We start from the raw sequence: 23,968 nt of genomic DNA on the forward strand, positions 1-23,968 counted from the left end.
AACAAATGCGTGTCCAGACCGAATGCTCTTATTTTGGCGCATGATGTTTCCAAAAAGTCTGCAACTTTTTGGCACCATGCCTTAGAGGCCGTTCGGCAGAAAATTCTTGATGACCTTCTTGCCGTCCGGTTCAGCCAGAACCATCGTGCCGCGGGCATTTCGAATGAACTTGTTGGAACGCTTGATCATGCCGTGACGCTTGCCGGCCGCAGCCGACAGAACTTTACCCGTACCTGTGATCTTGAACCGCTTCTTGGCGGCCGACTTGGTCTTCATCTTGGGCATTTTGCTACTCCGTTTATATGCGCACCAATGCGCTTTTTGTTCGCTTCAGGCCGACCAAAGCCCGAAAAGCAAATGAAACCGCCACGGCATGCCCTGCCGGGCGGTTTTTTGGGAACGGCGGTCCTATACGTCAAAGCGGGCTGGCGCGCAACACCCCGTGCCGAGCAACACTGTACTCCGCAACACTGCACTCAGGGGAGACGGAACAGCACCGGCAATATGCCTGACTGCTGGGCGCCGTCGATCAGTTCGAAAGCCGGCAAGGCAACCAGGAAGACCAGACCGTCCAGCAGCGTGGTTCGCAGCAGGCGCGGCTTGAAGCCGCCGGTGTCGCCTTCCTGGTACAGCGACAGCTTCGGAAAAAAGCGCGGCACTTTCGCCAGGTAGGCCTGGTATGGCGCGCCGAGAACCTCCTTGAGGAATTTCTCCTCGCGCAGGATAACGATGTAAAAGGCACCAGCGCAGAGCGCTGCAAAGCCGATCGTGGCGGTGATGGAGCCGATCTGTGCGCCGACACCGGCGGCAGCTAAAGTAGAGAAGACATAGAGCGGGTTGCGGGTGATCGAATAGGGGCCGCCGGTCACCACTTCGGAGGATTTGCGACCGCCGATATAGAGCGTCGACCACAAGCGTCCGACGATGCCGAGAAAGATCAGCACGACGCCAACCATTTCGATCGTTTCATGCACAGGCGTATCGGGCGGAAAAACCGACTGCCCGAACAAAAGCATCGCGAACAGGACGACGACGACGACGGCAAGCACCATCCTGCGTGTGTGCTGGTAGCTGCCCAGCCCATATTTGGCTTCCGAATGCTTGACGTCATTGACCATGTCGGGAATCCGATCGTCGAGGGAACCAGAGCGTCTTTGCTCTCGCCGGCGATCGCAGCGTCTGGCCAAGAAAACAGGCGCCCCGCCGATCGCCGGGACGCCTTGCAACATGATTCAGGCGGATTTTATGCACGTCGCCCAAAAGTGCGCAGCGGTTTTGCGACAACGACATGCACAAAACAGAACTAAAGCGCAACGCGCTTTAGCGGGGCGCCAGCACCATCATCATCTGGCGGCCTTCGAGCTTCGGTTCGGCTTCGACCTTGGCGATGGGCGCCACTTCCTCGCGAACCTTGTTCAGAAGCTGCATGCCGAGTTCCATATGCGCCATCTCGCGACCGCGGAAGCGCAATGTCAGCTTGACCTTGTCGCCTTCCTCGAAAAAGCGCCGGACAGCCTTCATCTTGGTCTCGTAGTCGTGGCTGTCGATGTTCGGGCGCATCTTGATCTCCTTGATCTCGATGACCTTCTGGTTCTTGCGCGCCTCGGCCGCCTTCTTCTGGTTGGCGTATTTCAGCTTGCCGAGATCGAGGATCTTTACGACGGGCGGCACTGCATTGGGCGATATCTCGACCAGGTCGAGCCCAGCCTCTTCGGCGAGCAGCAATGCGTCGTTGATGGAGACATCGCCGCGGTTCTGGCCTTCGGCGTCGATTAGCTGGACCCGGGGAACCCGGATGTCACGGTTGGAGCGCGGGCCTTCCTTGGTGGGCGCCGCTGCTTTGAAAGGTCTGCGAATGGTCGTGGTCTCCTTGAGCCGTTTCGTTAAGGGGTTCTTCAGTTCAGAATTGCGAACGCGCAATGTGGTGAGCGCGCGGTCGGAGTCAATAGCACAGCATTCTCAGGAAATCACCTGCCCGATGAATGCTCCTCTGCACCAAGCGAAGAAAGTAGCAGAGCACTTTTCGTTGAACCCCCGCTTGTGCCAAAAGACCGGCGTGAGGGAATACACCATGAGCGCCACCCCGATCTTCCTGGACGTCGACGGGACGAGCATCGCCGTCAGGCATGCGGCAGGGGCCGAGCCCGGCATCGTCTGGCTTGGCGGCTACAAATCCGACATGCTGGGCACCAAGGCCGAAACCTTGTCGGAATGGACGCGCAACGAAGGCCGCGCCTTCCTGCGCCACGATTATTCCGGCCACGGCGAATCGAGTGGCGCCTTTGCCGACGGCACCATCTCGAAATGGCTGGGCGAGAGCCTGGCGGTTTTCCGCCGCTTCACCCGGGGCAGGCAAATCATGGTCGGTTCGTCGATGGGCGCCTGGATCGCGCTGCGCATGGTGCAGGAGTTGCGCAAGGCGGGCGAGAACAGCGTCGCCGGCCTTGTGCTGCTTGCGCCGGCGCCCGATTTCACGTTCGAACTGGTGGAGCCGGTGCTGACCGGGGCGCAGAAGCGCGACCTCAGGAAAAAGGGCTTTTTCGAAGAGCCGTCGGACTATTCCGCCGAACCGTACATCTACACGCGCGCACTGATCGAGGACGGCCGCAACAACCGGGTGATGACCGGGCCGATCGACACGCACTGTCCGGTCCACATCCTGCAAGGCCTGGCCGATCCCGACGTGCCGTCAAGCCACGCGTTGAAGCTGGTCAGCCTGCTGCCGGCCGACGACGTCACGCTGTCGCTCATCCCCGACGGCGACCACCGCCTGTCGCGGCCGCAGGATCTCGACATGCTGGTGCGGGCGGTGGACGCTATGGTGCGGCAGGCGGGATAGAGGCATGCGCATTTCCATTCCGGTGTCCGCCTTCGTCGCGGCGATCGTCGGCTTCGGCGGTACGCTGGCCATCGTCATTGCCGCCGCCAAGGCCGTCGGCGCAACGCAGGTCGAGACGGCAAGCTGGGTGACGGCGCTTTGCCTGGCGATGGCGATCGAGAGTCTGTGGCTGTCCTGGCGCACAAAAATGCCAGTCATCACCGCATGGTCGACGCCAGGCGTGGCGCTGATCGCCGCGTCGACCGGCTTTTCGATGGGTGAGGCGGTTGGCGCCTTCGTCGTCACCGCGGTCCTGCTGATCGCCACAGGCCTGTTCGGGCCCTTGACCAAGCTGATCGCCAGAATACCGGCGTCCGTCGCGTCCGGAATGCTGGCCGGCATCGTCGTCACCTTCGCCATCAATGCGGTCAAGACCGTTCCCGTCGACCCCTGGCTGATCCTGCCGCTGGTTGCGGCGTTCTTCGTCATCCGCCTGTTCAACCCGGCGCTGTCGGTGCTGCTGGTGCTGATCGGCGGCGGTCTCGCCGCCTTCCTCACCGGCCGGGTCGGCGGTCTGCCGGCACCGGAACTCTCGAGCTTGACGCTGGTGATGCCGCAGTTCACCGCCACTGCAATCATCGGCCTCGCCTTGCCGCTCTACCTCGTCACCATGGCCTCGCAGAACCTGTCCGGCCTCGCCGTGCTGAGGGCAGCCGGCTATCATCCCGAACCCGGGCCGCTGATCGGCGTCACCGGCCTGTTTTCGCTGCTGACGGCGCCGTTCGGCGCCTCGACCACCAATCTGGCGGCAATCTCGGCGGCGATCTGCACCGGGCCCGACGTGCATCCCGATCCGGCCGAGCGCTGGAAGACCGGGCCGTTCTATGCGTTGGCCTATCTCGTCTTTGCCCTGTTCGGCGCCTCGCTGGTGGCGATCTTCGCCGTATTGCCGCAGAGCCTGATTGCGCTGGTCGCCGGCCTGGCGCTGATGGCGCCGCTCGCCAATGCACTGTCGATCGCCTTGAAAGACGAGGACGAGCGGATGGCCGCCACCGTCACCTTCGCCGTTACCGCATCGGGGCTGACGCTGTTCGGCGTCGGCGCGGCGTTCTGGGGGCTGATTGCCGGATTGGTCGTGCTTTTCCTCGAAAATCTCAAAAAGCGATAATCATTTCAGCCGCTTGTCCGGTTTTGGCGATCGCTGTCTTGAATCGCCGTTTTCTCCATCCCATTTCGATTCAACGCAGCCGGATTTGGCTGTCTCCAACTGAAGGATTGGGAGAAATGAACACATCTGCATTGATCCGTCCGGCCTGGACGCCGGCGACCATCGCGTTGATGGTGATCGGGTTCATGGTGTTCTGGCCGCTCGGCTTGGCCATGCTCGCCTACATCATCTGGGGCGACCGGCTCGAGGGCTTCAAGCGCGACGTCAACCGCGCCACCGACGGCATCTTCGCCGGTTGCCGCCGCGGTTCCGACAAGGCCGCGCGCTGGGGTCATGGCTCCGCCCGCACCGGCAACGTCGCTTTCGACGACTGGCGCGAAAAGGAACTCGAGCGGCTTGCCGAGGAACGCCGCAAGCTCGACGAGATGCTGAGCGAGTTCGACGAATATGCCCGCGAGTTGCGCCGCGCCAAGGATCAGGAAGAGTTCGATCGCTTCATGGCCAATCGCAACAAGTCGACGTCCCCCACGACCGGGTCGGCGACGAACAACAAATCCAGCGGCAAGTCCACGCCAGGCCTGCTCGACGAGTAAGGTCCCGTGCGCAGATAGATAATCCAACGGCGTCGCGTCAGCGGCGCCGTTTCTTTTTTGTTCTAGTCGTTTCCCTCGAATCACGTATCGTCCCGGAATGTCCTTCGGCTTCTTTCGCACCCCGACGAAACCCAAACCCACGCCCGTCGTGGAGCGCGAGCATTGCGTTGCCGGCCGCACGCTGCCGCTCAAGATCGTCGAGAACGACCGGGCGCGGCGCCTGACACTGCGCATCGATTCCGGCGGCCGTGGTCTGCGCATCACCGTGCCGCCGGGGCTGCGGCGCGGCGAGGTGGAAAAATTCCTCGACCGCCATCAGGACTGGCTGGAGCAAAGGCTAGCCAAAGTGCCCAACCGGCCGCAGGTCCGGCCCGGCATCAAGGTACCGGTGCGCGGCGTGCCGCATCGCATCGTCCATGAACCGTCGAAACGCGGCACCGTCACGCTGTCGCGCGACGAGCGCGGGCCGCTGATGATCGTGCATGGCGAACGCGTGCATCTGCCGCGCCGCATCGCCGATTTCCTCAAGCGCGAAGCCAAGCGCGAGATCGAAGCGCTGGTGACCAAGCACAGCGCGGCGATCGGCAAGCGCGCCAAGGCGATCCGCTTCAAGGATACGTCGAGCCGCTGGGGGTCGTGCACGTCGGACGGCAATCTGTCGTTTTCTTGGCGCATCATGATGGCGCCGCGGCCGGTGATAAACTACCTCGTCGCGCACGAGGTGGCGCATCTCAAGGAGATGAACCACGGGCCGAAATTCTGGAAGTTATGCGAGCAGCTTTGCCCGGATACCGAGCGCTGCAAGGATTGGCTCAAGCGCAATGGCGGCGCGCTGCAGGCGATCGCGTTCGAGTAGTTGTCCGATCAATCGTCATTCGCCGCGTTCAACTCCTCCGGCCGCAACCCCTCATCGACATGGCGGGGCCAGGGCAGAAAATCCTTCTCGAAGGTCTCGTTGCTGAAATAAGCCAGCGCCCGGTGCGCCTCGGCGCCGTTGAAAGCCGCCTTGTCCATCAAATGAGCGATGACCTCATGGGCCTGCGCCAGCTTTTGCCTGAGTTCCGCGACGGTCTTTTCCGGCATGATCTTTGTTCTCCCGCCTTTGTGCCTGAGCAAGTGGCGTTGCGCTCTTAGATTAGCGAGGTAGCGCGTTCCGCTCTTACATTAGCAAGGTAGCGCGTTCCACGCTGGCGGCAAACAGGATGCTTTTTCTCGACTCTTTGGCCGTTTCGTGCCAATCCCGCGCCATGGCGCTCGACATCAAGATATGCGGGTTGAAGACCGACAAGGCACTGGCTGCGGCATTGGCCGGCGGCGCCAGCCATGTCGGCTTCATTTTCTTTGCCAAAAGCCCGCGCTATGTCGAGCCGGCGGAAGCCGGCCGCCTGCGCGAAGCGACGCGCGGCAAGGCCAAGGCGGTCGCCGTGACGGTCGACGCCAGCGATGCGTTCCTGGACGAGATCGTCGAAAAGATGCAGCCCGACATGCTGCAGCTTCACGGCGCCGAGCCCCCCGAGCGGGTGGCAGAGGTGAAGGCCCGCTACGGTTTGCCGGTGATGAAGGCGCTGCCGGTCAGTGAGGCTGCCGATCTCGCGCGGGTCAAACCCTTCATCGGCATTGCCGACCGCTTCCTGTTCGATGCCAAGCCGCCTAAGGGTTCGGAATTGCCGGGCGGCAACGGTCTTGCCTTCGACTGGCGCATTCTGGCTGGCCTTGACGCCGGCGTTGATTACATGCTTTCCGGTGGGCTCAATGCCGGCAATATCGGCGACGCCTTTCGGCTGGCGAACCCGCCCGGAATAGATGTTTCCTCGGGCGTGGAGAGCGCGCCGGGCGTCAAGGAACCGGCGCTGATCGAACAATTTTTCCGCGCCGTCGGGGCAGCACGCGACAACCGCGCCGCCTGACCACGCTTCAAACCTCAGACCAGGAGATCGGCGATGGACAAGCCGGCGATACCGAATTCCTTCCGCACCGGCCCCGATGAGCAGGGCATGTTCGGCATTTTTGGCGGTCGTTTCGTTGCCGAAACGCTGATGCCGCTGATCCTCGAGCTGGAGCGGCACTGGAACGAGGTCAAGAACGACCCGAATTTCAAGGCCGAACTGACCGATCTCTCGACGCATTACGCCGGGCGGCCGTCGAAGCTCTATTTCGCCGAAGGCCTGACCAGGCATCTTCGTGAGGTGTCCTTGGCAAAGGGCGTCGGGGGCGGCGCAAAGGTCTATTTCAAGCGCGAGGACCTGAACCACACCGGCTCGCACAAGATCAACAACTGCCTCGGCCAGATCCTGCTCGCCAAGCGCATGGGCAAGACGAGGATCATCGCAGAGACCGGCGCCGGCCAGCATGGCGTCGCTTCCGCCACGGTCGCGGCGCGCTTCGGGCTTCCTTGTATCGTCTATATGGGCGCGACCGATGTCGCCCGGCAAAGCCCCAACGTCTTTCGCATGAAGCTTCTGGGCGCCGAGGTGCGGCCGGTGACGGCCGGCCACGGCACGCTGAAGGATGCCATGAACGAGGCCCTGCGCGACTGGGTGACCAACGTCGACGATACCTATTACCTGATCGGCACCGCCGCCGGCCCGCACCCCTATCCGGAGTTGGTGCGCGACTTCCAGTCGGTGATCGGCACCGAGGCGCGCGCCCAGATCCTCGAGCAGGAAGGCCGGCTGCCGGACACCATCATCGCTTGTGTCGGCGGCGGTTCCAACGCTATCGGCCTGTTCCATCCCTTCCTCGATGACAGTGAGGTGCGCATCATCGGCGTAGAAGCCGGAGGCCGCGGCCTCGACGGCATCGAGCATTGCGCCTCGATGAGTGCCGGCGCGCCCGGCGTGCTGCATGGCAACCGTACCTACCTCCTGCAGAACGCCGACGGCCAGATCATGGACGGCCACTCGATCTCGGCCGGCCTCGACTATCCCGGCGTCGGGCCGGAGCACTCATGGCTACGCGATTCCGGCCGCGTCGACTACGTGCCGATCCTCGACAGCGAGGCGCTGGAGGCGTTCCAGTTGACGACACGCGTCGAGGGCATCATTCCTGCGCTTGAATCGGCCCATGCCATCGCACAGGCGGTGAAGATCGTGCCTGACATGGACAGGGACCAGATCGTCATCGTCAACCTGTCCGGCCGCGGCGACAAGGACGTGCATTCGGTGGCCAACATGCTGGGCATGGAGATCTGATCATGGCCACCCGTATCGACCGCCGCATGGCAAAGCTGAAGGCCGAGGGCCGACCGGCACTCGTAACCTATTTCATGGGTGGCGACCCTGACTACGACACGTCGCTTTCGATCATGAAGGCGCTGCCCGGCGCCGGCAGCGACATCATCGAGCTCGGCATGCCGTTTTCCGATCCGATGGCCGACGGCCCGGCGATCCAGGCGGCCGGCCTGCGGGCGCTGAAGGGCGGCCAGACACTGGCCAAGACACTGAAGATGGCCTCGGAATTCCGCGCCGGCGACAGTGAAACGCCGATCGTCTTGATGGGCTATTACAATCCGATCTACATCTACGGCGTCGAGCGCTTCCTGAGCGACGCGCTGGCCAGCGGCATAGACGGGCTGATCGTCGTCGACCTGCCGCCGGAGATGGACGAGGAACTTTGTATCCCGGCACTCAAGGCCGGCATCAATTTCATCCGGCTGGCGACGCCGACCACCGACGACAAGCGCCTGCCCAAGGTGCTGCAGAACACCTCCGGCTTCGTCTATTATGTGTCGATGACCGGTATCACCGGTTCGGCGCTGGCCGACACCGGCAAGGTAGCGGCAGCTGTCAAGCGCATCAAGAGCCATACCGACCTGCCGGTCTGCGTCGGCTTCGGCGTCAAGACAGCAGAGCAGGCGCGCATCATCGGCGCGTCGGCCGACGGCGTCGTTGTCGGCACCGCGATTGTCAATGCCGTCGCCAACGTGCTCGGGCCGAAGGGCGAAAAGACCGCCGATCCGGCCGAGGCCGTCGCCACGCTGGTCAGCGGGCTTTCGCAAGGGGTTCGCGCGGCTCGCCTTGCTGCCGCCGAATAATCTTCCTACGTCTTCTTAAGGACAGGAGCCGAAGCGATGAACTGGATCACCAATTACGTCCGTCCGAAGATCAATTCGATGCTCGGCCGCCGCACCGACATGCCGGAAAACCTGTGGATCAAGGATCCCGAGACCGGCGAAATGGTGTTCCATAAGGATCTGGAGCAGAACCAGTTCGTCATCCCGTCCTCCGGCCACCATATGAAGATATCGGCTAAGGAACGGCTGAAATTCTTCCTCGACGACGGCAAATACGAGACGCTGGAAAACCCCAAGGTCGTTCAGGATCCGCTCAAGTTCCGCGACGAGAAGCGCTACGCAGACCGGCTGAAGGATGCCAAAGCCAAGACCGGCATGGAAGACGCCATCATCAATGCGCTGGGCACGGTCGAAGGCGTGCCGGTGGTGGTGACGGTGCAGGATTTTGCCTTCATGGGCGGCTCGCTCGGCATGGCGGCAGGTGACGCCATCGTGCATGGTTTCGAGGTCGCCTTGCAGCGCAAGCGGCCGCTGATCCTGTTTGCGGCCTCCGGCGGCGCCCGTATGCAGGAAGGCATCCTGTCGCTGATGCAGTTGCCGCGGACCACGGTCGGCGTCGACAGGCTGAAGGAGGCCGGCCTGCCCTACATCGTCGTCCTGACCAACCCGACGACCGGCGGCGTCACCGCCTCCTACGCCATGCTGGGTGACGTGCATATTGCCGAGCCAGGCGCGCTGATCGGCTTTGCCGGACCGCGTGTCATCGAGCAGACGATCAGGGAAAAACTGCCCGAAGGCTTCCAGCGCGCCGAATATCTGATGGAACACGGCATGGTCGACATGGTGGTGTCACGGCTGGAGATGCGCCAGACGATTGCGCGGCTGCTGAGAATGCTGCTCAAGCTGCCGGAAGAGCAAAAACCGCAGGAGCCGGAGATCCTGCCGCCGTCGGTGATTCCGGCCGAAGCCCGGCCGCACGCCTGACGCGACAGCCCGCGGCGCGAGCGGCTGTTGTGTGCCGTTGCGCACGCGCCTAGGATTCTCCCATGACCACGCTTGCCGCGGACCGCGAAATCGAAAGCCTGATGGCGCTTCACCCGAAGGGCTTCGACCTTTCGCTCGACCGCATTTCGCGGCTGCTCGAACGCCTCGGCAATCCGCAGGACCAGCTGCCGCCGGTCATCCACATCGCCGGCACCAATGGCAAGGGCTCCTGTGCCGCCTTTTCACGGGCGCTGCTCGAAGCAGCCGACTACCGCGTCCACGTCCACACTTCGCCACACTTAGTGAACTGGCACGAGCGCTACCGGCTGGCCGCCGATGGCGGCGGCAGGCTGGTTGACGACAAGGTCTTCGCCGAAGCCATCGCCCGGGTCGCCGAGGCCAATCAAGGCCAGAAGATCACCGTCTTCGAAATTCTCACCGCCGTCACCTTCCTGCTGTTTTCCGAACATCCGGCCGATGCCGTCATCCTCGAGGTCGGCCTTGGCGGCCGCTTCGACGCCACCAACGTCATCGCCGAGCCGGCCGTGTCGGTGATCATGCCGGTCTCGCTCGACCACGAAGCCTATCTCGGCGACCGCGTCGAGCTGATCGCCGCCGAAAAGGCCGGCATCATCAAGCGCGGGTGCCCGGTCGTCATCGGCGCGCAGGAAAGCGAGACGGCCCAGCAGGTGCTCATCGAAACCGCCGAACGGCTCGACTGCCCCGCCTTCGTCTATGGCCAGGATTTCCTTGCCTATGAGGAAAACGGCCGCATGGTCTATCAGGACGAAGATGGATTGATGGATCTGCCGCCGCCGCGCCTGCCGGGGCGCCATCAATTCGCCAACGCGGCGGCGGCGATCGCGGCGGTCAAGGCGGCCGGCTTCGAGATCAGCCACCGCGCTGCCGAGAAGGCGATGGCGAATGTCGCCTGGCCGGGCCGCATGCAAAAGCTGCCGCAAGGCCGGTTGAGCGAACTGGCGCCGAAGGGCGCCGACATCTGGCTCGACGGCGGCCATAATCCCGGCGCCGGCGTGGTCGTCGCTGAGGCCCTGGCGGAGCAGGAGGAAAAGAACCCGCGGCCGCTGTTCCTGATCTCGGGCATGATCAACACCAAGGACCAGAGCGGCTATTTCCGGGCCTTCAAAGGGCTGGTGCGGCACGTCTACACCGTGCCGGTGAGCATGAGCGACGCCGGCGTGCCGAACGACCAACTGGCGACCCGCGCCATTGAGGCAGGCTTGTCGGCCGAACCGGTTAGTTCCGTTGCAAGCGCACTGATGCTGCTGCGCGACACATGGGACGGACCGCCGCCGCGTATCCTGATCGGCGGATCGCTTTACCTGGCCGGCGCGGTACTGGCCGAAAACGGCACGCCGCCAACCTGAGGCGTGCGTTCGCCCGGGCCGCGATGACGCCACACCTGTCAGATCACCGCGAGGAGCCAATCATGATCAAGGTAAAGCAGCTCGCACACGTTTGCATTTTCGCGAATGACCTGGAGATGACGCGAAGCTTCTATCGGGACGTCCTCGGAATGGACACTCAGTTCAATTTCCTGCGCGAGGGGAAGATTTTCGGCTTCTACCTCAATTGCGGCAGCCGCAGCCACGTCGAGGTGTTCCAGAAAGACGGCGCAAGCTATAGCGACTTGAACCAGATCAACCACTTCTGCCTCGAAGTGGAAAACATCGACGCCGCGATCGCCCATCTGAGGTCAAAGGGGGTCGATGTCACTTCCAAGAAACGCGCGTGCGATGACACCTACCAGGCTTGGATCCGCGACCCCAACGGTGTGAAGATCGAACTGTTCGAATACACTGAGAAAAGCGCACAATTCGTCGGCGGCGATCGTATCGCGGATTGGTGAATAGCGCCGCGCCGGACAATTGTAGCGGCGCAGCCGGTGGTTGGTGGACTACTTCAGTTCGACCTCGATGAAGGCGAATTCGCCATCGTTTGCGCTGATGACGTCATGTTCGACGCCCTCATTGCGGAAATACGGCGCGCCCTTCTTCATTTCGGCAAAAGATTCCCCATCCTTGGTCAGGAGCTTCACCTTGCCGTCGGTCAACGGCACGATCACATAGTCGTGGCCATGGCGGTGCCAGCCGGTGTTGTCGCCCGGGGCGAAACGGTATTCGGTGACAATGACTCGCTCATTGTCGATGAAGACGGTGGCCTTGGCGGATCCGGTCATATCGCTCCTCCTGCTTTAAGCCAGACAAGAGCATGAGACGACAAGTGGCGAGTGCCAGATCTGCGGATCGGTGGCGCCACAAGAAAGCCCGGCGCGAGGCCGGGCTTTTCTGCAAAATTCTGGTCGGATCAGGCGAGGCTGCCGTTGATCCAATGCGACAATGCCGTTTTCGGCGCAGCACCGACCTTCATGTCGGCGACTTCGCCGCCCTTGAAGATCATCAGCGTCGGGATCGAGCGCACGCCGAACTGCGCGGCCAGCTCAGGATTCTCGTCTATGTTGAGCTTGGCGATCTTTATCTTGCTGCCGAGTTCGATGGCGATGTCCTCGAGCGCCGGGGCGATCATCTTGCACGGGCCGCACCATTCCGCCCAGAAATCGACCACGACGGGCTCCTTGGCGTTGAGCACGTCGGCCTGGAAATTGCTCTTGTCGACCTTGACGGTGGCCATGCTGAGATCCTTTCGATTTGTTCGTCGCACCAAATGTGGTGGTGATCGCGTCCGTCTTCAAGCAAGTGTTGTGTCACGCTCCCGTGAGTCTAGCAAGCGCGTCGTCCATGGCCGCTGCCGGCAGATCGATCAGCCGCGGCGCCTCGGTGAACAGCAGCGCCGCCGAGACCTCGCGTCCCGGATAGAGCGGCTGAAGCAGCGCGCGATAGAGTGCGAGCTGCAGAACATAGGCTTGCGGGACTTCGGCGAGCGTAGCTGGCGCTGGCCGATTGGTCTTGTAGTCGACGATCGAAACCTTGTCCGGCGTTACTGTCAGCCGGTCGATCTTGCCGGAAATCGAGCGCAGTTTGCCCCTCACTCCCAAGCTGCCCATGATGGCGACTTCGGCGCGCGAGTTCGGCGCAAACAGCGGTGCGAAACGGCTGTCGGCAAGAATTCTGAAAACGCCAGCCAGGGCCTTGTCGCGCTCGCCGTCGGGCCATGCCGCGCCGGCTCTTGCCAGATAGCGTTCGGCGGCATCCCGGCGTTTTCCCTCGGCGATGCCGGGCAACATCTGCAGCAATTTGTGCAGCGCCAGCCCGCGCACGACGGCAAAGCCGGGCTCGGCGTCGGCATCCAGCACCGGCGAACGCGTGTCGGCCACCGCTTGCCGCGCCTCGTCGATCAGCACCGAGGCGCCGGACGGCGAGAGCGGCCGCGGCAATTCCTCGAAGGGCGGCAGAGGCTGGAACAGGGTTTCCGGCAATGGCGCGAAGCGTTCAGCCTGTCGTGCCTCATCCACGGACGCCAGTGGCATGGGCGTCAGTTTCGTCACCTGGAAACGATGCACGGTCTCGCCGGTGGCGGGATGCCGGCGTTCTTCGCTCTCCGTGGCACCGACCAGTGCGCGGCTGACGATCGAATGCCAGGTGCCGGTATTCGGCGCCCGCTTGCCATGGTAGCCGCAGACGATCAGCCGATCCTCGGCGCGGGTCATGCCGACATAGAGCAGCCGGCGATATTCATCGTCGGCGAGCTCTCGGGCGCGGGCCGATGCGGCGCGTGAAAATCCATTGGCGACATCGCTGGCCGAACGCCAGAGATAACCCTTGCCCTCCCAGCAGTCGCCCGAGCCTTCGAACGGCATCAATCTCGGCAGATGCTGGTCGCTGAACGGCGCGGAGCCGCCATCGACAAGGAATACCACCGGCGCCTCCAGGCCTTTGGCGGCATGCACGGTCATGACGCGAACCTCGTCGCGGGTCTGGTCCATTTCGCGCTTGATCTCGGGGCCGGCGTTTTCCAGCGTCGACAGGAAGGATTCCAGTCCCGGCAGGCCGGTCCGCTCCTCGGCCAGGCAGAAATTCAGGAATTCGTCGAGGATGTCGCCGGCCTCCGGCCCGAGCCGCGCGATCATCTTCTTGCGCAGGCCGTCGCGGGCGAGAGCTGCAGCATAGAATTCGAACACCGGCTTGAATGCGGCCTCGTTCGACCATGTGTCGAGCCGGCTGACGGCGGCGGCCAACGCCTCGCTTTCGCCGGCATGCCGGCGCAGCGAGGCGATCAGCGAGACGCCCGACGGCCTCTCCGCAGCAAACGCGAAAAGCTGCTCTTCCGAGACATCGAAGATCGGGCTGCGCAGCACGGCGGCCAGCGACAGATCGTCCTCGGGCTGGATGAGGAAATGACCGAGTGCGATCAGGTCCTTCACTGCGATATGGCCAGGCAGGCTGAGCCGGTCGGCGCCAGCCACGGGGATGTCGCGGCGCTTCAACGCCCGTGTCAGGGCATGGACGAAGCGGTCGCGCTTGCGCACCAGCACCAGCACGTCGCCGGGCCGGAGTTTCTTGCCACGCCCTTCGATGACCTCGCCGCCGCCGATCCAGCCGGCAACGGTCGCTGCAACGTTTTCGGCAACGCGCACCGCCGGTGCGTGGGCGTGATCCACCGCTTGCGTCCAGTCGTCCGGTTCGTCGACGATGTCGGCGCCGAGCGAGGGCCAGACCTCGACATAGCCCGGCGCATCGTTGCGGATCGCCTTGTGGTCGAGCGGATCGGGATCGTGGCTGATGCCGCGCCGCACGTCCGGGTCGGCAAAGACACGATCCACCGCCGCAAGCACGTCGTCGGTCGATCGAAACGACCAGGTCAGCTTGAGATCGGCGAAGGCGGCGGCGGCGGATCTGACTTTGCCGGCAAACAAAATCCGGCTGTCGGCAAAGGAGTCCGGGGCGGCTCCCTGGAAGGAATAGATCGACTGCTTTTCGTCGCCGACCGCAAAGATGGTGCGGTGGACGGCGTCGCGTGCGCCGAGCCCGGCAAAGAACTCCTCCGCCAGCCGCTTGACCACCTCCCACTGGTCGGGACTGGTGTCCTGCGCCTCGTCGAGGAGGATGTGGTCGATGCCCTGGTCGAGCTTGTATTGCACCCATGGGCCGGCGTCGGGCCGCGCCAGTAGATGGACCGTGCGGGTGATCAGGTCGTTGAAGTCGAGGAAGCCGCGGGCGCGCTTCAATTGCTCGTAGCGGGCGATCAGCCAGTCGGCGATGGTCAAGGCCGCACGCGTGCCCTCCAGCATCCTGAACAAGGCCAGCCGGTCGGAGATTTCGAGAATGGCTTCGACCGCCGCCAGATATCGTTCGGCAAGATCGGGCAACCGGTCAAGCAATGCCCTTTTGAACGTCTTTGCCGGATCGTAAGGCTCGCCGTCGGCCCTCAGGAAAGCCTTGGAGAGCAAATTCAGGCGACGTACCGGATGCTCCTCGGCGAAGGCGAGACGGGCGTATGGCAGCATATTGTTCAGCACCACGCGGGCATCGGCGGCCTCGGCCGCCCGTGAAAAGGTGACGAGATAATCCGGCAGGAAGCCGGGCAGCGGCCAGACGGAGGCGGCTATGCCTTCGGCCGTCTGGCCGGCGCGGAACTGAAACTCGTCGAACAGTGCCTGAAAACCATCGCCGCCGGCCGCGGCGATGAACGCACGCAAACCATCGCGCTTGCGCACGATCTCGGCCAGCAGTGCGTCGAGCCCATGTTCGCCGCCGCGCTCAAGCACGGTGGCGAAGGCCTCGGCCAACGCCGCATCGCCTGCAACGCCGCCCGAAATCATGTCGCGGCGGGCGGCGGCGAACAGCGAGGCCTCCATTTGCGGATCGAGCATTTCGAAATGCGCCGGGATATTGGCTTCCAGCGGGAACTGATGCAGCACCGATTCGCAGAAGGCGTGGATGGTCTGGATCTTCAGCCCGCCCGGTGTTTCCAGCGCCTCCGCAAACAACCGCCGCGCCCGGCGCATGGTTTCGCGGTCGGGCTGGCGGCCGTCCAGCGCCTCTATCCGTGTCGAGAGCTCGGCATCGCCCAAGGTCGTCCATTGCGACAGGGTCGAAAACACACGGTTCGACATGTTGGCGGCGGCGGCACGCGTATAGGTCAGGCACAGGATCTTGGACGGATCGGTGCCACGCAGCAGAAGCCGGATGACGCGCTGGGCGAGTACATGGGTCTTGCCGGATCCGGCGTTGGCCGACACCCAGGCGGAATTGCGCGGGTCGGACGCGCTTGCCTGGCTCGCGGCAGTGTCGCTTGGAATGGGGTAGGCCTTTTTCATGCCTCCCCTCCCTCGTCGTCGGCGTCGCCGCCGGCCGACCATTCGAGCACGCGGGCGAGATGGTCATAGTCGCCGTCGGTCTCGCCCTCGCGGAACGGCAGCGCCCGCGACAGATAGCCGGTCGCCGGGTCGGCGTAGTGGATCAGCAGTTTTTCCAGCCGCGCCCACGCTTCTTCGGCGAGATCGGCGGCGGTTCGCGGCTTGCGGTTGTATTCGAGGATGGATTCCTCGAACACTTCGCCATTCGGCCTCAGCCGCACGAAGGCCAGCTCCGACGGCTCGCATGCGCCAAGCTCCTTGAAAGCGCCGCGCCTGAGCAGCGCGCCCTCCAGCGCCAGTTGCGGCGCGAGTAGCGTGTGCGCCTGTGCTTTGGATGGCGACGAGCCGGTCTTGTAGTCGAGGATGTCGGCCATTCCGCCAGCCAGCAGATCGATGCGATCGGCATAGCCGGACAGGGTTACGCCGGATCGGCCGACCCCGGTCTTTTCGGCGCGTTCCTCGGCGTGCCGCCGTGCCACGGCTGCGGCCCGGCCGCGCTCCCATTCGATGATGCCGGCGGCAAGCTTTTCGAAGCGTGGCCACCACACCGCCTCGACATCGGCGGGCAGCGCAGCCTCGGCAAAGCAGGAGCGGCCTGCGGCGATGAGCCCGTCCAGCGCCTCCGGCGCGCGCGGGTCGGCCACCCTCGCCGAGAAGAGGTGCAGAATTGCGTGAAACAGCGTGCCACGCTCGGCGGCGCCCGGATCGCGAATGACCGGATCGAGCGGCATCAGGCCGAGTATCCTTCTGGCATAGACCGCATAGGGATCGCGACGCAGCGTTTCGATCTCGGTGACCGAGAAGTGGTGCGGCCGTACGATGAGCGGCGGTTTCGGCTGCGGCCGCGGCGCAAAGTCCTGCTTTTCGCCGGCATCGAGCGCACGCGCCCAGGCAAGCAGTTCATCGCCGCGCCGGCGAAGTGCCGTAGCATGGTCCTCGCCGACGAAGGTAAGGATACGCTGCAGCCAGCGCGAGGGCACCGACGGTGCGTCGCCGGAACGGGCGGAGCGGGCCAGCACCAATTTTTTGACGCCCATGGCCATCTGGAAATCATGGGCGGCAAGGCCGATGCGCCGCTCCGGCGGTTCAAGATCGATGCCGGTCTTCATCAGCCGCGACATGAAGCGGTCGCTCTCCGGCTTGCGCGGCCACACGCCTTCGTTGAGCCCGCCGACGACCAGCGTATCGACATCCTGAAGCCGCGCTTCCAGCACCCCCCAGATGGCGATGTTCCTGTCGGTGCCCTGCGCCGGCTTGACCATCTCGGGCGCGATCAGCGCCTCCATCACGTCAGGCCATTCGTCAGCCGCGAAGGAGAACGACACCGAGGCCGCGACCAGCCCGCGCAAGAGCTCGGCAAGCTTTTCGCCGGCATCGCCGGCGTAGAGTTCGCTCAAGCTGCCGTCGGCGGCGCGTCCGAGGCTTTCGAGCGCAACGACGCTGGCACGCACAAGCGTGACAAGATCGGCATTCTCCTCGCCGCGAAAAGCAACCAACGGCGCCAGCGCAGCCGTTAGCCGGATCAGCAGTTCGCGCGCCTGTTCGATGCGCCTGACCGAGAGCCGCGATCGCCAGAAAGGCGGGCGGCGATTGCCGCCGCCGTCGAATTCGAGGAGCCGGGTGTCGAAGAGCTGCGGCAGCGACGCGACGTCCGGACGCCCGGTGCCACCGCGCAGCGCCACGAGTTCGACGATTTCGGCCGCATGGCGCATGCTTGCCCGCTCCCGGCCGAGGCCAAGCAGGGGATGCTTGAGCAGCGACAGCAAGGCGACCGGGTCGCCCGGGCGGAAGGCTGCCTGAAGCGCCAGCCTGAGCAGGCTGGCGGCTGGCGTGTTGATGAGCGGCGTGCCCCCGGAATCGTCGGCGGCGACGCCGAAGCGCAACAGCTCGACCGAGACGCGCCGCGCCAGCGCGCGATCGCCGGTGACCAGCGCGGCGCGCTGGCCGGGCCGTTCGACGGCCTGTTTGAGCGCGACGGCGATCGCCACGGCTTCATCGCGTTCGCTGGCGGCTTCGAGAAGCGTCACGTCAGCGAAGGCCTCGGCAATATCACCGGCCGTAAAGCGGGCGCGCGTCTCGGCCCAGAGCTCGGTAGTCTCCGCCGGGCGAAGCGCTTCGCCGACGAGTGCGGCGCGCAATGCAAGCGGCCGCGGCGCAACAGCAAGGTCCTCGACGTCGGCGCGCGGCATGCCGATCTTGCCGATCAACTTTGCCAGGCCGTATTGCGGATGGCCAAGCAGGGCCGGGCGCGCACCGAGTGCACTGATGGCGGCAAAGGACGGCTCGTCCAGTGTACGGTCGAGCCCGGGCAGCACAACGGCGCCATTGGGCAGACCGGCGATTACAGAAAGCAGCTCGGCCGTGGCTGGGATCGATCCTGTGGAGCCGGCGGCGATCACCGGCCCGGCCGGCGGATTGCGCCTGAGCCGCGCCGCCTCCAGCCTTATCAGGGCATTGCGATGCGCGGCGGGATTGGAGCGATGGCGTTCCTCGAGCAGCTTCGGCCAGTTCTCGGTCACGATGCTCAGGAAATCGAGGGTCACCTGCCACCAGCCTGCGAGATTGCCGGTCACAAGGTCGGCGAGCCTCGTCCAATCCGTGCCCTCGGTCTCGATCTCATCCATCAGCCGCGCCAGGTCGCGCGCCAGCCAGAGGGCGTCGGCGGCGGAGGCCGGGATGACGATCTCCTCGTCGAACAATGCCGCGACATGTGCCGGCAGGCGGCGTTTCCACGCTCGCACCAGCGGCGCGAGCAGCAGCAGGCGCTCTACCGCGGCGATCGGCGGCGCAAGGTCGATGGCGGCCGAAGCTCCTGCCTCGAAGGCCGCTTCATCTTCGTCGAATTCGCCAAGCGGGCGGATGACCGGCAGGATCGCCGAGCGGCTTCCCGAGCGCGAGAGAGCATCGACGAATTCGCCGCGAAGCGCCCGCGCCGCACGGCGCGTCGGCACATAGATGGTGAGATCGGCCAGCATCAGCGGATCGCCGTCGTAGGCGAAGCCGGGAACCAGGCGCCCTGCAAGCAGCGCCTCGGCCAGCGTCGGCAGGAACGGCGCTCCGGGCGGAATCGAGAAAACGCGGCGGGAGCCGCTCATTTCGACTCGGTAAGAGCGCCGGGTGCCTCAGCAACAGCATTGGGCGTGCCGGCAAGCGCGGCGGCGACCGCTGCTTCCGCCCGCGGGATCGCGTCAGGTGTGCCGACAGTGATCCAGTGACCCTGCATCTTCATGCCGAACAGGCGGCCGGCGGCGATTGCCGCATCGAAATAGGCGTTGAGCGACAGCGGGCCGGCCGGCGCATTCTTGAAGATGCGCGGATGGACGATCGCGGCGCCGGCATAGATCAGGCCGGCCGGATCGTTGTTCGCACGCCGCAAGGCGCCATCCGGCGCCATCAGGAAATCGGTGCCGCCGCTATGTCCGGTTGCCGACTGGAGATCCGCAAGCATCAGCAGAATGTCCATTGTCGCGCCCTCCCATGCAAGGGCAAGACGCCTGAGATTGGAAACGCCGCTGTCTATCCAGAAGGTGTCCGCGTTAAGCACATAGAAGGGCGCCCCTAACCAGGGCAATGCCTTGACGATGCCGCCGGCAGAGTCGAGCAAGCCGCTGCTCTCATCCGAAATGACGATTCTCGGCGCACTGCGGCGGGCTACATGGTCCACGATCTGTTTCGGCAGGTAATGGACGTTGACGACGGCCTTGGCGACGCCGGCTTTGGCTAGGCAATCCAGCCCCCAGTCGAGCAATGTCTTGCCGGCGATCTTGACCAGCGGCTTCGGCATGGTGTCGGTGATCGGCCGCATGCGCTTGCCGAGCCCGGCGGCGAGCACCATGGCGGTCGTTGGCATCGGTCCCTCGTCCGACACCGCCAGGCCTGAATCCTTAGCCGTCAAATCGAGCGTTCCTCCAGCAAGCCGTGGGCGATGTAGAAATCCTGCAGCCCGGCCAGCGCCGGATGCGCCAGCGCCCGGCGAAGATAGTCGCGGATGCGCGGCAGATGCTTCAGATAATAAGGCTTGCCGTCACGTTTTTCGAGCCGCACGAAGATGCCGAGTACCTTGGAATTGCGCTGTGCGGCCATGATTGCATAGGTTTCGAGGAATTCGTCCTCGTCGAAGACGCCGGCCGCGCGCCGCGCGGCGATATAGGCGGCGAGCGTGTGCTTTTCGATTTCAGGTGAAATGGTGACGCGCGCGTCCATGGCGAGCGATGCGACGTCGTAGGCGGACGGTCCGATCAGCGCATCCTGGACATCGACGACGCCGAGGCGGTCATGACCGGAACGGTCAGCGCGCCAGATCAGGTTGGGCGAATGGAAGTCGCGCAACATAAGCGTGTATTCGCGCCCCTCGAGCCGATCGAGCACCGCATTCCATTCGCTGCGGTAGCCGGCGCGCAGCGCCTCGCTTGGCGGAGTGCGTGAAATCGCCGGGACATACCAGTCGACCAGCAATTCGGCCTCGATCATCATGGCGTCGCGGTCGAAAGGCGGCACTTCGTGGAAGACGCCGGGGCCGGCCTGCATACGGGCCGGCCATGTTTTGCCGTGCATCATGGCAAGCAGTTCGGCCGCCGCCGCATAACGCTCGACCACCGGCTGGCCGCGCTTGTCCAGAAATCCTTGGGAACCAAGATGTTCCAGCAGGAGAAAACCCTGGTCGAGGTCCTGGGCGTGGATTTCCGGGACGCTGACACCGCCGGCCCGCAAGGCCCGGTCAATGGCGACGAATGCCGAAACGGATTGCGCCGTGTGGGCGATCTCGGCATAGGGTTTGCCGTCGCGGACTGGCGGTCCGAGCACCAGCCTTGGCGAGTTCATCAGCACGCGCGGCGGAAATCCGGCGAGCGTGACGATCTCGTAGGAGCGAGCCGAGGCATCACCGATGAAATGTCGTCGCTGCGCTTCGCCCCAACCGGCCTGCCCGAGAAAATCGCGCATCGCCAGCGATCGCGCCGCGCGCTCGAAGGCGGCGCCCTCTCCCGACAGTCTCGCCAGTCGGCCGTCGCCCCGCTGGAGAAGTTCGACCAGCACCGAGGTTTTCGGCAAATATGCCTCTGCCCGCTCCGGCCATTCGATCAGCGCAGCCCCTTGGGACAGCGCCTCGTCGAAGCCCAGCTCGTCCAGTTCGGATGCCGTGCCCAAGCGGTAGAGATCGAAATGATGGACCGGCACACGCGTGTCGTAGCTCTGGACCAGCGTGAAGGTCGGGCTCGGCACGTCGAGGCCGGCATCGTCGGCCAGCGCCCTGATCAGCGCCCGTGCCAAGGTCGATTTGCCGGCGCCGAGATCGCCCTTGAGAGCGAGCACGTCGCCAATGCGCAGCGACATGGCAAGATCCTCGCCGAGCCTTGCCGTCGCAGCCTCGTCGGCGAGAAAACGCTCCAGCACCAATACCGCCATCGGACGCGCTACTCGGCCGCCGCACGAATGCCCGACGGCGTGTCGGGAAAAGCGCAAACAACCGTGGTGCCCTTATCCCTGCCGGTCTCGATGCGGACGCTGCCGCCATGGAGTTCGACAAAGCTCTTGACGATCGACAGGCCGAGCCCGGCGCCACGGCGGCGGCCGCCATTGGTGCGCGGCTCGAAGCGCCGGAACACTGACTCAAGCAGGTCCGGCGGCATGCCGGGGCCGTCATCGTGAACGGAAAATTCCACGCCGTCGGCAAGCTGGCGGCAAGCGAGCGTTATGGTGCTCGCCTCCGGCGCGTAATTGGCGGCATTGCTGAGCAGATTGTAGAGTATCTGGCGGACGCGGATCTCGTCGCCGTGGAAGGTCTTCGGCGCGGCAGCCGCGTCGATCCTAAGCTTGATCGCATGTTCCTCCAGCCGATCGGCGACCAGTTCGGCGGCGGCCGTAATGGTTCGATTGATGTGAACTTCGGAAATGTCGAGTTCCATGATGCCGGCATCCACCGTCGCCAGATCGAGGATGTCGTTGACGATGGTGAGCAGGACCGAGGACGACGAGCCGACATGCCCGATATATTCGCGTTGCTTCTGGTTCAACGGACCAGTCGACGGCAGTGAAAGAAGCTCGGTAAAGCCGATGATGTTGGTGAGCGGCGAGCGCAGCTCATAGGAGACGTGCTGCACGAATTCGTTCTTGATCTGGTCGGACTTTTGCAGCGCCTCATTCTTGTCCTTCAGTGCCCGCTCGACATTGACGCTGTCGGTAACGTCGACAAAGGTCATCATCACCTGGCCGTTGGGCAAAGGGATGACGGCGTAGCGCAAAACGGTGCCGTTGTTCAATTCGGTCTGGCCGTGGCGGTCGCGGCGCTCGTCGTCGAAGCCGGTGATGGCGGCAACGAACCCGCCCCATGGACTGTCGACGGCACGGCGGTCGCAAAGTTCGCGGATCGTCGAGACATGGACGTTGGGTTTTGAGGCATCGGCATCCAGCCCCCACAGTGCCGCGAAGGCCGGGTTGGACAATCTCAGCCTGCCGTCGGGGCCGAACACAGCGACGCCTTCGGCAAGGTTGTCGAGCGTCTCACCCTGAACCCGCACAGCGGTCTGATAGCGGCTTTCAAGGTCCATCTTCTCGGTCAGGTTCTCGAATACCCAGGTGACGCCGCCCTTGGGCTGCGGATTGGCGACGACGCGAATGGTTTTGCCGTCCGGCAGATGCCACCAATGCTCCTGCGATTCAACCGCGCGGTAAGCGCCGAGCAGGCTCTCTTTCCAGCGTCGCCATTCGGGCTGCTCGGCGATCTTGCCTTCGCTGCGCAGGCGGTCGAGCAGCAAGGCGTTATCCGGCGCGCTGTGCAGGAAGCCGCTGTCGAGGCCCCATAGTTTCTGGAACGCCTGATTGAAAAACCGCAATTTCTCGTCGGTATCGAAAATCGCCACGGCGGTGTTGAGCTGATCGAGCGTGTCGGCGTGGCTCTGCACGGTCCGCTCATATTCGGCGCGAATGGCCTCGATGGCGCTGATGTCGCAGGCAAGACCAGCCGAACCATCCGCCCCGGCAAAATCGGTCACGGCAAACATACGGCGGTCGCCTTCGATCACCGTGGAGAGCGTCTGTTCGAAGACGGGGTGCGACTTGTGCTGCTCAGCGATCGTGTCGCGCGCCTGGCCTCCGAGGAATTCCTTGCCGTCACGAACCGCCGCTTCGGCATTCTCGGCCTCGACCGCTTCGGCATAGGCCCGGTTGACCCATTTCAGCCGCCCGTCGACGGCCCGCAGCCATGATGGCATCTTGAGCGCATCCAGAAGGCCGATCAGCGTCTCATGGTCGGCGGCTAAGCGCTGGTTCTCGATCTTCAGCCTGGCCTGGCTTCGCTGTGTCTCCGAAAGCGAGACGAAGCGAACCAGCACATGCGCCGCACTCTTGCGGCCGTGAACCTCGAGCGGCTGGCCGGCCTGCGATTCGATGACCAGATCGAACGGCTTTGCCTTGTCCCGCAGTGATGCGACGGCATGTTCGAGTGCGGCCGCCGAACGCGGCATCAGCCAGCGGCCGAAAGCCAGGAAGGCCGCCCGGTCCTCCGGCGCGCCGCTCTCGATCGGCAATGTCCCGACAAGCTCGGGCTTCTTGTTCTCGGCCGCCCATACCACCACGCGCTGATCGCGGGAATGGAGCAGCGCCTCCGAGCGCTGCAGCGCGGCATTGACGTCGGCGATGCGGGTCCTGAGCTCGGCATTTTCCGCCGCGGTGCGCGCCCGTTCGCGGATCAGAAAGATGGCCGACAGCAATGCCGCCCCCATGACGCCGACGAACATGGCGAGTTGCATGACCTCGACCGTGCTGACCGACAGCCCGGCCTTTTGCGCCGCGCGGGTTTGGGCATGTGCAGCAGAGCCAAGCAGCGGACCAACCAGCGCGGACGAAGCAAGCAGCACTCCGATACGGCTGCCGGCACGCCACAAAAGGCTGCCGCCTCTGGCAGCGGAGCCCGTGACCCAATCGTTATGGCCGCCGGAAACGGCCTGTCCCGCGCAAGGCGGGTTATCCCCCGGCATGTCTTGGTCCTCTTCGCCGCCTGAATGCAAGACCGCCCTGATGCGTGCGCCCGGGCCTCGTCCCCGGACCGCGAATCAGCACCATAGCGCTTGCGCGAATCGGCGTGAAGAATCAATCAGCGCAAAAATAAAGCCGGGCGAAA

General features: G+C 64.2%; 21 protein-coding genes. 10 read left to right on the forward strand and 11 right to left on the reverse strand.

The features are described from left to right. Positions 1-81: 81 nt before the first annotated feature. From rpmI to infC, 3 genes are all read right to left on the reverse strand, one after another. On the reverse strand, positions 82-285 hold the full coding sequence (gene rpmI, locus NKH80_RS13390) for a 50S ribosomal protein L35 (RefSeq protein WP_006201248.1): 204 nt from the start codon (positions 283-285) through the stop codon (positions 82-84). A 191-nt stretch (positions 286-476) separates the two neighbouring features. Beyond that, the gene (locus NKH80_RS13395) at positions 477-1,118 is read right to left on the reverse strand and encodes a methyltransferase family protein (RefSeq protein ID WP_254815960.1); all 642 of its coding nucleotides are present in this window, start codon (positions 1,116-1,118) and stop codon (positions 477-479) included. A 202-nt stretch (positions 1,119-1,320) separates the two neighbouring features. Further along, positions 1,321-1,857, reverse strand: coding sequence for a translation initiation factor IF-3 (infC, locus tag NKH80_RS13400; RefSeq protein WP_023677573.1), 537 nt, complete (start codon positions 1,855-1,857; stop codon positions 1,321-1,323). 214 nt (positions 1,858-2,071) lie between these two features. Between infC and NKH80_RS13405 the strand changes: the two genes are divergently transcribed. From NKH80_RS13405 to NKH80_RS13420, 4 genes are all read left to right on the forward strand, one after another. Next, positions 2,072-2,839, forward strand: coding sequence for an alpha/beta hydrolase (locus tag NKH80_RS13405; RefSeq protein ID WP_352991923.1), 768 nt, complete (start codon positions 2,072-2,074; stop codon positions 2,837-2,839). A gap of 4 nt (positions 2,840-2,843) precedes the next feature. Beyond that, positions 2,844-3,986 (forward strand): benzoate/H(+) symporter BenE family transporter, encoded by a 1,143-nt coding sequence (locus NKH80_RS13410; RefSeq protein WP_352480205.1) that lies wholly within the window; start codon positions 2,844-2,846, stop codon positions 3,984-3,986. 116 nt (positions 3,987-4,102) lie between these two features. Next, positions 4,103-4,579, forward strand: a complete 477-nt coding sequence (locus NKH80_RS13415) for a DUF2852 domain-containing protein (RefSeq protein ID WP_352480204.1) — start codon at positions 4,103-4,105, stop codon at positions 4,577-4,579. A 97-nt stretch (positions 4,580-4,676) separates the two neighbouring features. Continuing rightward, complete coding sequence (locus NKH80_RS13420; protein WP_352472563.1) at positions 4,677-5,435, forward strand: M48 family metallopeptidase; 759 nt, start codon at positions 4,677-4,679, stop codon at positions 5,433-5,435. Positions 5,436-5,443: 8 nt separating this feature from the next. On the opposite strand, the gene NKH80_RS13425 is transcribed toward NKH80_RS13420, so the two are convergent. Next, complete coding sequence (locus tag NKH80_RS13425; RefSeq protein WP_254815955.1) at positions 5,444-5,662, reverse strand: hypothetical protein; 219 nt, start codon at positions 5,660-5,662, stop codon at positions 5,444-5,446. A gap of 164 nt (positions 5,663-5,826) precedes the next feature. Here NKH80_RS13425 and NKH80_RS13430 point away from each other — a divergent pair, with 164 nt between their 5' ends. The 6 genes from NKH80_RS13430 to NKH80_RS13455 all read left to right on the forward strand — a co-directional run bounded on the left by NKH80_RS13430 (position 5,827) and on the right by NKH80_RS13455 (position 11,445). Then, entirely contained in the window at positions 5,827-6,486 is a 660-nt protein-coding gene (locus tag NKH80_RS13430; protein WP_352879513.1) for a phosphoribosylanthranilate isomerase, read from the forward strand. Positions 6,487-6,519: 33 nt separating this feature from the next. Next, the gene (trpB, locus tag NKH80_RS13435) at positions 6,520-7,770 is read left to right on the forward strand and encodes a tryptophan synthase subunit beta (protein WP_352879442.1); all 1,251 of its coding nucleotides are present in this window, start codon (positions 6,520-6,522) and stop codon (positions 7,768-7,770) included. Positions 7,771-7,772: 2 nt separating this feature from the next. Then, positions 7,773-8,612, forward strand: a complete 840-nt coding sequence (gene trpA / locus NKH80_RS13440; RefSeq protein ID WP_352879440.1) for a tryptophan synthase subunit alpha — start codon at positions 7,773-7,775, stop codon at positions 8,610-8,612. 36 nt (positions 8,613-8,648) lie between these two features. Beyond that, positions 8,649-9,575 carry an acetyl-CoA carboxylase, carboxyltransferase subunit beta gene (gene accD / locus NKH80_RS13445; RefSeq protein WP_352480200.1) on the forward strand — a complete coding sequence of 309 codons (927 nt, stop codon included), beginning with the start codon at positions 8,649-8,651 and terminating at the stop codon, positions 9,573-9,575. A gap of 62 nt (positions 9,576-9,637) precedes the next feature. Further along, positions 9,638-10,963 carry a bifunctional folylpolyglutamate synthase/dihydrofolate synthase gene (locus tag NKH80_RS13450; RefSeq protein ID WP_352700958.1) on the forward strand — a complete coding sequence of 442 codons (1,326 nt, stop codon included), beginning with the start codon at positions 9,638-9,640 and terminating at the stop codon, positions 10,961-10,963. Positions 10,964-11,025: 62 nt separating this feature from the next. Beyond that, complete coding sequence (locus NKH80_RS13455; RefSeq protein ID WP_352700959.1) at positions 11,026-11,445, forward strand: VOC family protein; 420 nt, start codon at positions 11,026-11,028, stop codon at positions 11,443-11,445. Between the two features lie 48 nt (positions 11,446-11,493). Here the strand turns inward: NKH80_RS13455 and NKH80_RS13460 are convergent, their stop codons facing one another. The 7 genes from NKH80_RS13460 to NKH80_RS13490 all read right to left on the reverse strand — a co-directional run bounded on the left by NKH80_RS13460 (position 11,494) and on the right by NKH80_RS13490 (position 23,825). Next, entirely contained in the window at positions 11,494-11,775 is a 282-nt protein-coding gene (locus tag NKH80_RS13460) for a cupin domain-containing protein (RefSeq protein ID WP_023718287.1), read from the reverse strand. 128 nt (positions 11,776-11,903) lie between these two features. After that, positions 11,904-12,227, reverse strand: coding sequence for a thioredoxin (gene trxA / locus NKH80_RS13465; RefSeq protein WP_023677558.1), 324 nt, complete (start codon positions 12,225-12,227; stop codon positions 11,904-11,906). 73 nt (positions 12,228-12,300) lie between these two features. Beyond that, a complete protein-coding gene (gene addA, locus NKH80_RS13470; RefSeq protein ID WP_352991927.1) occupies positions 12,301-15,813 on the reverse strand; it encodes a double-strand break repair helicase AddA in 3,513 nt (1,170 codons plus the stop codon). After that, complete coding sequence (gene addB, locus NKH80_RS13475) at positions 15,810-18,947, reverse strand: double-strand break repair protein AddB (RefSeq protein WP_352991929.1); 3,138 nt, start codon at positions 18,945-18,947, stop codon at positions 15,810-15,812. Before addB ends, addA begins: the two co-directional genes overlap by 4 nt. Continuing rightward, positions 18,944-19,687 carry a nucleotidyltransferase family protein gene (locus NKH80_RS13480; protein WP_352992057.1) on the reverse strand — a complete coding sequence of 248 codons (744 nt, stop codon included), beginning with the start codon at positions 19,685-19,687 and terminating at the stop codon, positions 18,944-18,946. Before NKH80_RS13480 ends, addB begins: the two co-directional genes overlap by 4 nt. A gap of 56 nt (positions 19,688-19,743) precedes the next feature. Beyond that, the gene (gene tsaE, locus NKH80_RS13485; protein ID WP_352991931.1) at positions 19,744-21,255 is read right to left on the reverse strand and encodes a tRNA (adenosine(37)-N6)-threonylcarbamoyltransferase complex ATPase subunit type 1 TsaE; all 1,512 of its coding nucleotides are present in this window, start codon (positions 21,253-21,255) and stop codon (positions 19,744-19,746) included. Positions 21,256-21,263: 8 nt separating this feature from the next. Further along, on the reverse strand, positions 21,264-23,825 hold the full coding sequence (locus NKH80_RS13490; RefSeq protein WP_352736770.1) for a sensor histidine kinase: 2,562 nt from the start codon (positions 23,823-23,825) through the stop codon (positions 21,264-21,266). Between the last annotated feature and the right edge of the window lie 143 nt (positions 23,826-23,968).

Source organism: Mesorhizobium sp. M0904, assembly GCF_040319475.1.
GTDB lineage: Bacteria > Pseudomonadota > Alphaproteobacteria > Rhizobiales > Rhizobiaceae > Mesorhizobium.

What these genes read in the sequence shown, in the direction of transcription:
- addB (WP_352991929.1), bottom strand. Translation starts at nt 18,947, where the DNA reads ATGAGCGGCTCCCGCCGCGTTTTCTCGATTCCGCCCGGAGCGCCGTTC.
- NKH80_RS13460 (WP_023718287.1), bottom strand. Translation starts at nt 11,775, where the DNA reads ATGACCGGATCCGCCAAGGCCACCGTCTTCATCGACAATGAGCGAGTC.
- NKH80_RS13430 (WP_352879513.1), top strand. Translation starts at nt 5,827, where the DNA reads ATGGCGCTCGACATCAAGATATGCGGGTTGAAGACCGACAAGGCACTG.
- NKH80_RS13405 (WP_352991923.1), top strand. Translation starts at nt 2,072, where the DNA reads ATGAGCGCCACCCCGATCTTCCTGGACGTCGACGGGACGAGCATCGCC.
- NKH80_RS13455 (WP_352700959.1), top strand. Translation starts at nt 11,026, where the DNA reads ATGATCAAGGTAAAGCAGCTCGCACACGTTTGCATTTTCGCGAATGAC.
- tsaE (WP_352991931.1), bottom strand. Translation starts at nt 21,255, where the DNA reads ATGGCGGTATTGGTGCTGGAGCGTTTTCTCGCCGACGAGGCTGCGACG.
- NKH80_RS13480 (WP_352992057.1), bottom strand. Translation starts at nt 19,687, where the DNA reads ATGGTGCTCGCCGCCGGGCTCGGCAAGCGCATGCGGCCGATCACCGAC.
- trpA (WP_352879440.1), top strand. Translation starts at nt 7,773, where the DNA reads ATGGCCACCCGTATCGACCGCCGCATGGCAAAGCTGAAGGCCGAGGGC.
- NKH80_RS13420 (WP_352472563.1), top strand. Translation starts at nt 4,677, where the DNA reads ATGTCCTTCGGCTTCTTTCGCACCCCGACGAAACCCAAACCCACGCCC.
- NKH80_RS13395 (WP_254815960.1), bottom strand. Translation starts at nt 1,118, where the DNA reads ATGGTCAATGACGTCAAGCATTCGGAAGCCAAATATGGGCTGGGCAGC.
- NKH80_RS13490 (WP_352736770.1), bottom strand. Translation starts at nt 23,825, where the DNA reads ATGCCGGGGGATAACCCGCCTTGCGCGGGACAGGCCGTTTCCGGCGGC.
- NKH80_RS13410 (WP_352480205.1), top strand. Translation starts at nt 2,844, where the DNA reads ATGCGCATTTCCATTCCGGTGTCCGCCTTCGTCGCGGCGATCGTCGGC.
- trxA (WP_023677558.1), bottom strand. Translation starts at nt 12,227, where the DNA reads ATGGCCACCGTCAAGGTCGACAAGAGCAATTTCCAGGCCGACGTGCTC.
- NKH80_RS13425 (WP_254815955.1), bottom strand. Translation starts at nt 5,662, where the DNA reads ATGCCGGAAAAGACCGTCGCGGAACTCAGGCAAAAGCTGGCGCAGGCC.
- rpmI (WP_006201248.1), bottom strand. Translation starts at nt 285, where the DNA reads ATGCCCAAGATGAAGACCAAGTCGGCCGCCAAGAAGCGGTTCAAGATC.
- NKH80_RS13450 (WP_352700958.1), top strand. Translation starts at nt 9,638, where the DNA reads ATGACCACGCTTGCCGCGGACCGCGAAATCGAAAGCCTGATGGCGCTT.
- addA (WP_352991927.1), bottom strand. Translation starts at nt 15,813, where the DNA reads ATGAAAAAGGCCTACCCCATTCCAAGCGACACTGCCGCGAGCCAGGCA.
- NKH80_RS13415 (WP_352480204.1), top strand. Translation starts at nt 4,103, where the DNA reads ATGAACACATCTGCATTGATCCGTCCGGCCTGGACGCCGGCGACCATC.
- accD (WP_352480200.1), top strand. Translation starts at nt 8,649, where the DNA reads ATGAACTGGATCACCAATTACGTCCGTCCGAAGATCAATTCGATGCTC.
- trpB (WP_352879442.1), top strand. Translation starts at nt 6,520, where the DNA reads ATGGACAAGCCGGCGATACCGAATTCCTTCCGCACCGGCCCCGATGAG.